Genomic DNA, 13,383 nt, shown 5'->3' with positions numbered 1-13,383 from the left:
TAGAATTCCCGATAGGGATAGGAGTTAGAGAATGTCAGAAGCCCTCCTCAAGCATGTGCAGGAACTATTAAACGAAGAGAAGTGGACCCGGGCCACTTTAAGCAACTATTCAACAACCCAATTCAAAGAATTGGATCAGATTTTAAAGGAAGCCAAGGAGAAACGGGCCAACGAAGATTTGAAGAAACTTTGTGACGAGCATTTAAGTCATACGAAAAACAGTATTATCGCCCTGTACCTTTCGGGAATGATCGCCATTTCCTATCAGCTCATTGATGATGCTGCTCTGGTATCTCTCATTACTATCTTTGTTGATAACCACAAATGGCCTATTGTGAAGTATCTCTGTGAACGAATGCTTGATTATGGCGAATCTAAATACGCCTTGCGAATGCTGGCTGAATGTTACCAAAACGAAGAGAATCAGGAAGCGATATATGGCGTCTGGGAACGGCTCGTTAAGGTAGACTATGAAGAAGCGGATATTGCGAAAGAATTAGCCGAATATTATGAAAAGCAAGGAAAAACTGAAGAAACGATAGATTATTATAAAAAGGCGCTTCATCGATATGTTAACAAAAAATTATTAATAAATATCCGCGAAATCTGGGCAAAACTTCTCGAGCTCTGTCCTGAAGATCTGGATTTCTTTCTCCATGTTCAGAAAAAGGTCGCAAAAAACATCAGCGAAGATAAGGCGGCCCTATTGCTTCAGGAACTGTACCAGGTTTACAGAAAACAAAAGAAAATTGATACAGCCATTGAAATTTTAAAGATTATACTTACCTATGATGAACGGGATTCGCTAGCCAGAAAAGAATTGGTTGAATGTGTTCGGGAAAAATATGCAAAACATAGTCAGCTGGAAGAATATATTAAAATGTCCAACCTGGCTCAAAGCTGGCGAAATGTCCATGAAGCTATAGCAGATTTTGAAAAACACATTGCCTTTGATACGGGTAACTTTGTATTCCATCGGACCTGGGGTGTTGGACGGATTGGAAAGGTAGAAGGTGATGAGATTACCATTGACTTTGCAAAGAAGCGGGGCCACACCATGTCCCTTAAAATGGCAGTAAGTGCCCTGCAGACCCTCGCAAAGGATCATATCTGGGTTCTCAAGGCCACACAGAAAAAAGAAAAACTGCATGAGAAGGTTAAAGATGACCCTGCATGGACACTGAAAACGATCATTCGCAGTTTTGATAATTCCTGTGACATGAAACGGATCAAGGCAGAGTTGGTACCTGGAATACTTTCCACAGGAGAGTGGACCACCTGGAGTACCAAAGCCCGGGATATTTTAAAGTCGGATCCAAACTTCGGGGTGAATCCGGATAAAATTGATGAATATATCGTTCGTGAACGGCCTATCAGTGTGGAAGAGAAGCTGTTTAATCAGTTTAAGGCTGAACGGAATTTCTTTGACCGCCTGCAAACCCTGAGAGACTTCCTGAATGTAACTGATGCTGAACCGGATTCGGAATATTTTTCTGAAATGTTCAACTATTTTGCCGGATATCTTAAATCCTACAATCAGGTGAATGAACAGGTTATTGCATCATATTTATTTGTAAAGGATCTTATAGGCCGGTTCCCCTATTTGAATACGGGCTTGCATTTTAATTTTGCGGAGCTTTTTGAAGACATTGAAGATCTTCCCGGCATCTTTAATGCGCTTAAAGATACAAGACTAAAGGAAGAATTTCTCCATCATATTAAACTCTTTATTCCTAATTGGGCGGATATCTATATTCAGCTTTTCCCCTATGCACTATCCAGTTCAATTGTCACTACCCTTAAAAAGGAAGGATATGAGCAAAAACTGGTTGCCATGACAGTAAACATTTTTGAAAACTATCGGGATCTTAATAACCGGGAAGCGGTAGTATGGCTCTTTAAAAATGTACGAGAGGATGACTGGTTTGAAAAAACAGGCCTTAGTTATGAAAAACAACTCATTACGCTCATCCATATACTCGATGTAACCTATCGGGAAATTGAAAATCATCGTGATACAACGGAAAACCGAAAGATAAATAAGCAGGTTCATACTATCCTCTTTAAGGATGAAGTCCTGGATACATTTATTGATCGAGCTGATAGGGATACCATAACCCGCATCTACACCTTAATTGATGATGTGAAGGATCTGGATCCCGCCCTTAAGATGAAACTCCGTAATCGAATTCTCAACAAAGATCCTTCCTTTAAATTTTTTGGTTCTGAAGAGAAAACAGTCATTACAAGAGGGCTTATGGTTACTGCCAGCAAATACCAGGAAAAACAACGGCAATTGCAGCATATTATGGAAGTTGAAGTTCCTGCCAACTCTCGGGAAATCAGTTTTGCCCTTTCGTTGGGTGACCTTCGGGAAAATGCCGAATATAAAGCTGCAAAAGAAAAGCAGGAAATTCTTAATGCCACTGTGGCAAAACTGAAGGATGAAATTGAGCGGGCCCAAATATTCGATCCTTCTACGGTTAACACCAATAGGGTATCTTTTGGTACAAAGGTCGTACTTCATAATGAAACCCAGGGCATTGAGGAAATCTATACGATCCTTGGTCCTTGGGAATCTGATCCGGATAATAATATCATATCCTATCTCTCACCATTTGGTGGTAGTATTCTTAATCGTAAAGTTGGCGAGCATTTTGAATTTTCCATTAATGATACTAGAATAAAATATATTGTGAAATCTATTACGGCTGCAAATTTAGGTTAAATTAAAAACTGCACCTGAACGCAAGACTGTTGTATTACAGTACAGTTTGGTGCAGTTAGTTCGGTTGTTGTGTTTTAAAACGAGGTGCTATAATGTCTTTAATTTTAAAAGTGGGAAGTAATATGAGAAAGCATCATATAGCAGTCTTATTAGCCTTTTTCATCGGTAGTATCAATAGTATTACCTTTGCCAATGAGCAAAGTTCTATTGACCTTGTTGTGGTTTTAGATACTTCCGCCAGTATGTATGTCCATAATAAGGAAGTTTCTGAATTTGTTATTGGTCCTTTGTTAAAAGACTTTCTTCGTTATGGTGATACATTTCACCTCATTTCTTTTTCTTCCACTGCTAAAACTGAAATTTCCCGTAAAATTGAAGGCATTGGTGATATTGAAACCGTTATTGGACGACTTCTTTTATTATATCCTTTAGATAAATATTCTGATATTGTGGCTGCACTTCAGTATACCGGACGTTATCTACGTGATTTACCAGAAAATAGATTAAAAACAGTGGTTTTCATTACCGATGGTGATCAAAACCCCAGTCCTACAAGCCCTAATAAAGGATTAAGCAAGGAAGATCTTGAGAAAGCTATTGGCGAGGCTGCTAGTATATTAAAAGGAAATGGATGGAAATTCTATTATATTAGAGTACCTCAGGACTTAAGCTTTAGAAGCAATGAGATACGGAAACCTATACAGGGAAAGGAGAAAACCGGTAGAACTGATACAGGGATCGGTAAGACCGGAGAAGGTTCAAACAAGGCTAACAGTACTGAAGCTCAAAATTCAGAAGTTAAAACAGATAGTAATGCTAAAGCTCTCAGTGAGCAGGGAGAAAAAGGAAAACCTGTAGATTCGGCTTCAGCGACTGAGGATGTCTCGGATTTAGTTACTCAGGAACTCAATATCCCTATAACGGAGCTGAATCCTGAACAGGGCTCAGAAATTATCAGTACCACCATTGGGGCGATCTCTGTTATTTTTCCAGAATCGGTGGGTAAAGTAACAAGGGACTTTTCTATTCCCATCAGAGTTAATAATCCTTCATCACATTCTGTATATCTTGAAACTCAGGCAATTTTGGTCGAAGGTATAGATCGGCTTAAAAGGAAATCTTTTAAAGAAATAATGCCCCGTTCTGAATCGGTTATCGATTTATATGTTGGTCTGCCTGAATCATATAAACCTGGATCGATACTACTTAACATTGAACCACAGTTTGCTGGTGCTATCAGAATAAATCCATCGAGTGCTCTCATTAGAGCCGATCTGGTTGAGAATACTTTATCAAGCTTGGTATTTAAAATAGCCCCCTTACTGTTCCTCATTGGGGGAATACTGTTTGCAGGAATATTAGCGATTATCATCATAGCGGTTTTACGAAAACTACAAAAAAACCCTGGATTGGCGATGGCAGAAGCCTTACATACAACCAAGGAAGCAGCTGCATCAGTATCAGCCTCTGGTCAAACTACACCAGCGGAAAAACTTGATCCAGGACTTAGACCAGCTGGAAGATCTGCCGTAAACTTCAATCATACATTACAACAGGCAATCTACCCAGAGAAAGACACCAGTACAGTCGAACTTATGGCTGCATTTGCTAAAAAGAAGGCTGCAGAAAAACAGCAAGGGCCAAATCTTCCACTGCAACACACCCAAGTAACAAGCCCTGTACAGTCAGAATTGCCTAAAAAAGATGCTATCAAAACATCAGCGCTGTTACCAGCTTTCTCAGCTTTCCAAGAGAGTTCCAGTGCAGGAATTGCTACTAAACCAGATCTCTTTAGTGAACCACAACTTGCAATTCGTCGTCCTACAGGCCGGATAATGCTGAATCTCTTTGTTCAGGATCAGAATACCGCAATTGGGAAACGAAATGTGCACTTTATGAAGGCTGGCCATCGTTTGACTCTTGGGGGACACAATTCCGACTTTTTAATATTCCTTGTTCCTCTTCCCCATCGTATTGCGGATGTGTATTTTGACGGAGAACAACTTACCCTGATTCCTAGGCGTCCAGAATTTTTCCCAGAAACTGGATCTGAACCACTCTATAACTGTGTAGATACATTGATTCATATAAAGTCGGCAAAAGGGTATGATTTGTATATCCGTTTTGAAAAGTACCAGGATCCTCTGCAAACACTCAATAGCTTTTTAAAATCTGTAGAAATGCCCGGTACAAGGATCCATTAAAGTAAGCATCTCATTTAAGATTCATCGCCTCTAAGGTCTCCTTCGCTTTTATAGCGAGGGAGCCATATTTTTTTTCATCAAGTAAGGGGCGTATCAATTCTTCTAGATCGGTAAATTGATTATTCTTTACCAATTGGAGTCCATAGGATAGTTCTACCACGTCGGTAGACCGTAAGAGTTCCTGAGCAAGATTTTTTAAATTACTGGATTTCCCCTCCCCTAAAACCTTTGCAAGACCTGCCTGAAGGGTCTTTTGCTTCTGTTGTTTTGCTTCCTGATATGACTTTATGATATCAGGCCCGTATTTGGTAGCATCAATTGACATCAGCATTTGAGCTGCCATAATTTTTATGGTATCGGGGCTGTTTTTCTTTGAAAATAATTCTACGAGCGCAGCTATAGCCTCGTTATTGGCAATTTTACCCAAAGCTTTTACCGAAGCTTCTTTTACTGCGGCCACTTCGTCATTTGCAGCTCTAAATTTTAAATACGGAATAGCACTAGCAAGTGCTCGTTCTTCCGCGGCCTTGGCAGCCGCAAGTCTTGTCTTATAAAAGGAGTCTCGAAAAGCTTCGAGAATAAGGGGTTCCACCTTTTTATCAGAAAAGGAACCTAAAGAAGAAATTGCACTAGCCCGCACATTAGGGTCAGAGTCTTGTGCCCCTTGTATGATTGCATTGAGTCCTTTTTCATCCCTAATTTTACCGAGAGCTTCGAGGGCTGTCATTTTACGGAAAGGCCGTTCATCAGGATTTGTTGCAATATCAGCAATAAAATCAATTGTCTCAGATACACCGGTCTCTCCTAGAGCATAGATTATTGCATTCTTATCATCATCAGAAAGCTCTTTTGTTTTATAAAAGTTGATTAAAAAATCTGCAATGTCCTTTTTTTGGTGAGCACTACTGCTGCTTGCAATTTTCCCTATTGACCGAATTGCAGAATTTATAAATGACTTATCCTCAGTATTTAAAATATCCTGTAAAGATTTAAGAGCCGCCTGAGCTTTTATGGCACCTACATATTCGATAGCACTTCTTACCGTTTCTTTCTGTTCATCATAACGGTTTTGAATGATCTCTATAGCTTTTTGTTCCAAACCTGATTTATTTTGTTCGGTAAAAAAAGAAAAAACACCGGTCAATATTTTCACATTTTTTGTTATATTTGCAATTGTAATTAGTTCATCATTAAGGTAGGTTGCATTATCCTTTCTCAGCGTTGCAATAAGGTTAGCAATCTCTGTTTCCGTACCATATCTGATAATATCCCGTTGTTTGTCTATAATAGAAGTTTCCTGGGCAAACATGAATAGCCTGGGAAAAAACAGTATAAAAATGGATATAAAAAAATACAGCTTTTGTCTCATTGCATCACACCTTCTTGCAGCTCGGTGTTTCTCGTAAAAACCCTATTCGTTTTTCGAGGTCCCAGATTTATAAGAGTACAAGAAATCCTTCTTAAAACTAGTATATCTGTTTTCTTGAATTGCTCTACGGGCTGAACGGACAAGATCATGAAGAAAATATAAATTATGATAGGAAGCTAATATTGATGAAAGGATTTCTCCGGTACGATAAAGATGCCGTAAATAGGAACGACTATAATTACGACATACTTTACAGGTACATTCTTCATCAATCGGATTAAAATCATATTCATATTTTCCCTTTTTAATGGTAATCGGCCCTTGTCGAGTAAAGAGCAGTCCATTTCTTCCAGTCCTGGTCGGGAAAACACAGTCAAACATATCAACACCCTGTTCGATAGCTTCGAGTATAAATTCCGGTGTACCAATGCCCATGACATAACGGGGCTTATGCTCTGGTAGGAGTGCTGTGGTATATTGAAGATATTCCGTAAAAACTTCAAAGGGCTCTCCAACCGAAAGTCCACCAATTGCTATTCCTGGAGTATCAGCAGCAACAACCAATTCTGCACTACGCTGGCGAAGATCTTTATAAAAATTGCCCTGCACAATAGCAAAGAGTTTCCCTTGATAGATACCATCATCGGTAACAGCTTCCCAGGCAGACTTGGCCCGTTTGAGCCATTTGTCAGTAATTATTAAAGCTTTCTCTGCATCCTTGTAATTGGTTCCATAGCTGGTACAGACGTCCAATTGCATCTGTATATCACTTCCAAGAATACTTTGAATCTCCACCACCCGTTCTGGACTAAGCAAATGATATGACCCATCAATATGAGAACGGAATTTTGCTCCCCCTTCGGTAATCTTACGAAATGGGGCTAAAGAGAAAACCTGAAACCCCCCTGAATCGGTGAGAATATTTTTATCCCAGTGTATAAAACGATGCAGACCACCCGCCGCATCGATAACCCCGGTTCCCGGCCGTAAATAAAGATGGTAGGTGTTTGAGAGAATGATTTGAAATCCTATTTCATGAAGATCATCCACCGTTATAGCCTTAACAGTACCATTGGTTCCGACGGGCATAAACACCGGTGTTTCAACTGGCCCATGGGGTAACTGTATGATACCGGTTCTTGCTTTGCTCGATGCATCTTTGTGTACTACTGAAAAAATCGTTTCAGACATATTGTATCCTTCATTATGTACGTGCAAATCGTATCATAATTATACCAAATAATAAAAACATAAAAACAGGGGACCAGGCTCCAGCAAAAGGTGAAATATATGAAAGTTTTGCCAGCATGGTAAAAAGCATCTGGGCTACATAAAATAGTACCGCAGAAATAAGGCTGGAAAGGAGACTCATCAATAAAACATTTTTCTTAAAGAATCCTCCTAAAGATAAAGAAAGTAAAATAACAATGAGGGGTGTAAGGGCAAAGGCATATCGTTTATAGAGATCGGTAAGGGCAGAAATAATCGGCAACCCTGCTCGTTTTAAATCTTGAATGTATAATTGAGCTTGAATTGCAGAGAGTTCTTCCACATCGATAGTACTGCGGCGAAAGGTATCTGGTTGTTCAGAAAAATGTAACGAGTCTTGTATATTTGATGCTACATAAACATCGCCGTTCCAATGATACATAAGTGGATTTTCAAGCAACCATTCAGAACCATTCCACAAGGCTTTCCGAGATCGAATAATACTTGCCAAATTCCCATCAGATTTTCGTTCAATAATGATGATACCATTAAGACTTTTTTCTTCATCATTATAAAAATCGACCAAATACACGAGCCGGCCTTCTTCTGTTTTTACTACAACCTCTGAATTGCTGCCTGAAGTCTGCTGATGTAAGATGGTTCTAGATAAAGCCTTTTTTGCTTTGAGCGTAGGCAACACTATCATATCTTCAAAGAAAAAAGAAAATACAGAGAGTCCTATGCCTAATACAATAACAGGTACTGAAACTTTCCAGAGTGGAATGCCTGAAGTAAAGATGATGGTCAATTCATTTTTAGAATAGAGATCGCCAAAAGCATAGGCGATCGAAAACAATAACGAAATAGGTAACGCATAGGAAATGCATTTTGGAATATAAAGGAGCATCACCATACCAATCGAACGAAAGGGAGCTTCATAGGTTAGATATTTCCAGAGGTTAGCAAATAAATCTATTAAAGAAAGTAATAAAACAAAAAAAAGGAGGGCCCCGATAAAAATGGGAATAATTTGACGTATTATATACTTATAAAGGATCATTGCCGAATCCGCTCCAATCCCAACAAAGTACCAATCACAATTGCCATAATATTGGGAAGCCACATAGCCCAGAATGGCGAATAACCAAGCCGGCTACCAAGGGTCTGGCCTCCAATAAGTAATGCCCAGTATACAACAGCAATAAGAAGCCCAAAACCAAAACCTACAGTTTGACCACTTTTGCGTGCAAACAAACCCAGAGGAATAGCAAGAAATACAAAAGAAAGAGCTCCAAAGGGAATAGAAAATTTTTTATAAAACTCAAGTTTATAGAGTTTAAGATTCCGATCTTCTATAATATCCTTTAGACTATTTACCTCTTTATTAAAAAGAGAAGCTTTTTGATATAGTTTATCCCTATTAGGCTGTTCTATGTCACCTTGTCGTAATATATTTTCCATAGATAAAACAATTTCAAAAAGCGACATTTGTTTATTTTCTATTTTGTTATTAATTATATTTTGCTTCTTTTTAATTTCTTTCCAAACATCAGCGGAACTCATTTCCCGAGGTCCTAAAGAACCAAATACCTGGCTTAGACTATTCTGTGAAATTGAATATTGTAACAACTTAGAACGAACATAGTCATAATCCATAGGATTACTATCTTTGAAAGTCTGCATAAAAGAATTATATAGATTAATAGTAAAATTACCGTATATTTGATTAATACGTAATTCTGCATATTTTGCAATAATTATGCGCCGTTCACCATCACTTGTCCTATCGACAATAATAACATGATCAATATTTTTGCCCGATGCTTCTCCGGTAATAATCATGGTATCCTTAAAGCGTTTTACAGTATTAGATTCGAGTTCCAAAGCGGGGCTCGCAATCAGAATTTTACGGTAAAGCTTTCCAAATTCAAGGGTACCTATAGGGAGTAAAATATCATTGGCAATAAAAGAAAGTAAGGAAATTCCTAAACCAAGAACAATAACAGGAAGATAGAGAGCCTTATATGAGAATCCGGAGGCCAGGAGTACTAATACTTCATTATCTGACGAAAGACGTCCAATGGCCATGAGAATGCCCACCAAAGCTGCAAAAGGAGCTGCCATAGCTACGATAGCAGGTAGGGAATAGAGAAGCAATAGCATAACTTGATTAAATGGTACTCTTTTCGAAAGGATTTCTTCAGCCATGAGCAGTAGCTGGTTAATAAAAAAAATAAAAAAGAAAAAAAGAAAGGCAACAAGAAAGGAAAACGCGGCTTCAGTAAATATATAGCGAAACAGAGTTATTGAAAGACCGCGATCATTATTTGTCATAGTGAGCGGTCCGTTTGTTTTCTCTATTGGAATGAAGAATCTGCTCAATACATCGTGTGATTCGTTTCTCAGCGCTCTTTGGCCCCGCACTAAAAAGGACCGGTGATGATTGGAAAAAAAGATCCATGCTTTTTTGTATATCCGACAATTCTATTGCATCAATTTTTTGAATTGATTCTTGAGTGGTCATTATAGTACTTTTATAAAGTGCTTGTCGGGCTAAGCGCCGCATTTTGTATTCCACATCCTGAGCAGCGATGGTAATCATTCCTGCAACATGAGACTTTGCATGTTGTATTTCTTCTTCGGTTAAACCCTTTATCTTTATAGTAGTAATTTCTTCATGAATACGTTTAATAAGTTCTTCTGCATGGGTAACAGCACAGGTCCCATATACAGAAAACAATGAACAATCCCTGAAAAGATTGGGACTGCTATAAATAGTATAGCAGAGTCCTAATTCCTCCCGTAATTTTTGAAAAAGCCGAGACCCCATGGCGTCTCCAAGGGCTGCATTTGCAACTTCGAGGGCATAATAGTCGTTATCGTTTATATGATCAGGCCCAGGCAATGCATAATATACCTGGACATACTGTGATGAAAGTCCATGGTAGGATGGACCATGCAACAAGGGCGTATTTGGTTTAACATTTTGAGGGTATTCGGTGGTAACATTGAGTAACGGCTCAAAGGCCTGCATGATCAGATCCGGCGTTAAGCCCCCTGCAATAGTAATAAGATGGGGTTTTCCCTGAAAATGATTTTGATAAAAAGAAAAGACCTGGTCTCTATCCTTGTTTTTTACATCCTCTGGAGTTCCTCCGATAGATCTTCCGAGAGGATGAGAACCCCAATATCGTTGGGCAAACGCATCCGCTGCAACCTCTTCTACATCATCGAGCGAAGCAGTGATTTCATTCTCGATGACAAGGATCTCACGTTTAAACTCTTCTGGATCAAAACGAGCAGCGGTAATCATATCCGTAAGGATATGAGCCGCTTCTATAAAACCGCTCATAGGGATAGTTGCATGAATACCCATAGTTTCCCGTTCGGTAAAGGCGTTTATCAGACCGCCCATCGCATCAAAACGGCGTGCAATCTGGGAAGCAGATAACCTTTCAGTGCCCTTAAAGAGCATGTGTTCAATAATATGGGTAGCACCGGCAAGATGTGCCGGCTCATCACGGGAACCACGGTTGTACCAGACACCAACGGCCGCAACATCAGTTGCGGCCGTTGATTCAACGAGGAGCCGTAGCCCCCCGTTAAAGGTTGTATCAAAAATCAACTAACCTCTCCGGCCCTGTTTTTCATCCTCAGCAGCTTCGATGGCGTCAATATAGGACAGATTTAATCGTCCCATTTTATCAATTTCCAGCAGTTTAACCGGTATGCGCTGTCCTTCCTTGACGACATCGGTTACATTGGCGATCCGCTGACGTGAAAGTTTCGAAATATGGCACAGACCCTCTTTCCCGGGCAGGATTTCTACAAAGGCACCAAATTCCATGATCCGTTTTACAACACCATCATAGATACGCCCCACTTCAGGATCTTCGACGATACCAATAACCGCAGCACGGGCATCCTCTGCATTTTTAGCATTCTTACCATAAATGGTAACGGTACCATCGTTTTCAGTATTGATGGTAACACCGTACTGTTCGCAGAGAGCTTTTATAGTCTTACCGCCGGGACCGATGAGTGCACCGATTTTGTCGGTATCTATTTTAAGAGAAACAATTTTTGGTGCGAATTCACTGATCTTTTCGGTGGGCTTATTGAGGGTTTGGTTCATGATGGAGAGGATATGAAGCCGCCCACGTTTTGCCTGATCCAGGGCTTTCCGCATGATTTCAGGGCTTACCCCGGCAATCTTAATATCCATCTGGAAGCCCGTTATACCATCCTCAGTACCGGCAACCTTAAAGTCCATATCGCCGAGATGATCTTCCTCACCGAGAATATCTGAAAGAACCGCGTACCTGTTACCGTCGGTAATGAGTCCCATGGCAATACCTGCAACGGGTTTCTTCATGGGAACCCCTGCATGCAGCATAGAAAGGGTACCGCCACAGACCGTAGCCATAGATGAGGACCCATTGGATTCCAGGATTTCAGAAACCACCCGAATGGTATAGGGGAATTCCTCTTTTGAAGGAACCATGGCTTCCAGAGACCGACGAGCCAGGTTCCCGTGACCGATTTCCCGACGGCCCGTACCAAGGCGGCCTACTTCACCTACCGAGAAGGGAGGGAAATTGTAATGAAGGATAAAACGTTCCCGCTTATCTCCATCAATATCATCAAAAATCTGTTCATCAAATACGGTCCCTAAGGTGGTTACTGCCAATGCTTGTGTTTCACCCCGGGTAAAGAGGGCTGAACCATGGGTGCGGGGCAAAACGCCAATTTCACAGGTAATAGGGCGAATATCCTCAGTTCCCCGACCATCAACACGGATACCCCGTTCTAGAATGGAGGTTCTAAGAATTTCATACTCCAGTTCTTCGAAGAGGGCATTAAACTGTTTCAGCTGTTTTTCATCGGTCAGCTGTTCCGCATATTGGGCTGCAAGATCGTCCTTCACTGCTTTGATCGCAGCAGAACGCTCATGCTTTCCCTTGACAAAACAGGCTTCCTGCATCCTGGGATAGGCTGCCTGCCGAATTGCATCCCGGTTCTGGAGTACCGTCTGGGATTCAAGAAGCGGTAGTTTTTCCTTTCCTGCAAGTTCCCGCAGTTTTTCCTGCAAATCACAGAACTGGATAATCACCTGATGGGCCTTCTCAAGGGCGGCAATCATAAGATCTTCCGATACTTCCTTTCCGCCCCCTTCTACCATAGTAATGCCATCTCGGGTTCCTGCTACCACAATTTCTAAATCCGCCTTATCGATCTGATCATAGGTGGGGTTTACAATCAGCTCATTTCCTATAGCACAAACCCGTACCCCTGCAATAGGGCCATTAAAGGGGATATCGGAAATATGTACCGCTGCAGAAGATGCTAAAATCGCAAGAATGTCCGGGGGGTTTACCTGGTCTGCAGAAACCGTGGTAGGTACAACCTGAATATCTCTCCCAAAACGTTTATCAAAAAGAGGACGCATTGGCCGATCGATAAGACGGGATACCAGGATTTCCTTGTCCTTGGGCCGGCCTTCCCGTTTAATAAAACCACCGGGAATCTTGCCTGCTGCATAATATTTTTCATTGTAATCGACGGTGAGTGGGACGTAATCCAAATCTTCTTCGCCACTGCTCGATGCACAGACTGTAGCAATAACTGCCGCTCCTGCATACTGAGCAAAAACAGCACCGTTTGCCTGTTTTGCCATTTTTCCGGTTTCAAGGACCAATTCCTCTCCACCAATTTGCATTGAAACTCTCTGTACCATATACTTCCTAACTTCTTTCAACAGATGATGCATCTGTCCTCTGATAATTCAAACCCAGCTTGGTTTAAAATCCCTTACAATAGGGTATAAAAATAAGCAGAAATACTTATTTTTATACCCTATGGATGAAAAAAGC

The 13,383-nt window shown here is 40.6% G+C and carries 8 protein-coding genes; 2 read left to right on the top strand and 6 right to left on the bottom strand.

Features of this window, described 5'->3' with window-relative positions; translation table 11 throughout:
• Window positions 1-31: 31 nt before the first annotated feature.
• Window positions 32-2,728 (top strand): transcription elongation factor GreA, encoded by a 2,697-nt coding sequence (greA, locus tag SPICA_RS06940; protein WP_013968821.1) that lies wholly within the window; start codon window positions 32-34, stop codon window positions 2,726-2,728.
• A 122-nt stretch (window positions 2,729-2,850) separates the two neighbouring features.
• Entirely contained in the window at window positions 2,851-4,932 is a 2,082-nt protein-coding gene (locus SPICA_RS06935) for a vWA domain-containing protein (protein WP_169311864.1), read from the top strand.
• Between the two features lie 10 nt (window positions 4,933-4,942).
• Here SPICA_RS06935 and SPICA_RS06930 read toward each other — a convergent pair whose 3' ends face one another.
• The 6 genes from SPICA_RS06930 to pnp are packed head-to-tail and all read right to left on the bottom strand — an operon-like array spanning window position 4,943 to window position 13,247.
• The gene (locus tag SPICA_RS06930; RefSeq protein WP_013968819.1) at window positions 4,943-6,301 is read right to left on the bottom strand and encodes a HEAT repeat domain-containing protein; all 1,359 of its coding nucleotides are present in this window, start codon (window positions 6,299-6,301) and stop codon (window positions 4,943-4,945) included.
• 42 nt (window positions 6,302-6,343) lie between these two features.
• Window positions 6,344-7,492, bottom strand: coding sequence for a tRNA guanosine(34) transglycosylase Tgt (gene tgt, locus SPICA_RS06925; RefSeq protein WP_013968818.1), 1,149 nt, complete (start codon window positions 7,490-7,492; stop codon window positions 6,344-6,346).
• Window positions 7,493-7,505: 13 nt separating this feature from the next.
• Window positions 7,506-8,570 carry an LptF/LptG family permease gene (locus tag SPICA_RS06920; protein ID WP_013968817.1) on the bottom strand — a complete coding sequence of 355 codons (1,065 nt, stop codon included), beginning with the start codon at window positions 8,568-8,570 and terminating at the stop codon, window positions 7,506-7,508.
• Entirely contained in the window at window positions 8,567-9,844 is a 1,278-nt protein-coding gene (locus SPICA_RS06915; protein ID WP_013968816.1) for an LptF/LptG family permease, read from the bottom strand. The genes SPICA_RS06920 and SPICA_RS06915 overlap by 4 nt, the downstream gene beginning before the upstream one ends.
• Entirely contained in the window at window positions 9,834-11,135 is a 1,302-nt protein-coding gene (locus tag SPICA_RS06910; RefSeq protein ID WP_013968815.1) for a M16 family metallopeptidase, read from the bottom strand. Before SPICA_RS06910 ends, SPICA_RS06915 begins: the two co-directional genes overlap by 11 nt.
• Window positions 11,136-13,247, bottom strand: a complete 2,112-nt coding sequence (pnp, locus tag SPICA_RS06905; protein ID WP_013968814.1) for a polyribonucleotide nucleotidyltransferase — start codon at window positions 13,245-13,247, stop codon at window positions 11,136-11,138.
• Between the last annotated feature and the right edge of the window lie 136 nt (window positions 13,248-13,383).

This window comes from Gracilinema caldarium DSM 7334, from assembly GCF_000219725.1.
Classification (GTDB): Bacteria; Spirochaetota; Spirochaetia; order Treponematales; family Breznakiellaceae; genus Gracilinema; species Gracilinema caldarium.
The sequence above is the reverse complement of the archived record's forward strand: the minus strand, read 5'-3'. Positions and strand labels throughout refer to the sequence as shown.

Excerpts from the sequence above, each read along its gene's own strand:
- pnp (WP_013968814.1), bottom strand. The coding sequence starts at position 13,247 with ATGGTACAGAGAGTTTCAATGCAAATTGGTGGAGAGGAATTGGTCCTT.
- greA (WP_013968821.1), top strand. The coding sequence starts at position 32 with ATGTCAGAAGCCCTCCTCAAGCATGTGCAGGAACTATTAAACGAAGAG.
- tgt (WP_013968818.1), bottom strand. The coding sequence starts at position 7,492 with ATGTCTGAAACGATTTTTTCAGTAGTACACAAAGATGCATCGAGCAAA.
- SPICA_RS06920 (WP_013968817.1), bottom strand. The coding sequence starts at position 8,570 with ATGATCCTTTATAAGTATATAATACGTCAAATTATTCCCATTTTTATC.
- SPICA_RS06935 (WP_169311864.1), top strand. The coding sequence starts at position 2,851 with ATGAGAAAGCATCATATAGCAGTCTTATTAGCCTTTTTCATCGGTAGT.
- SPICA_RS06930 (WP_013968819.1), bottom strand. The coding sequence starts at position 6,301 with ATGAGACAAAAGCTGTATTTTTTTATATCCATTTTTATACTGTTTTTT.
- SPICA_RS06915 (WP_013968816.1), bottom strand. The coding sequence starts at position 9,844 with ATGACAAATAATGATCGCGGTCTTTCAATAACTCTGTTTCGCTATATA.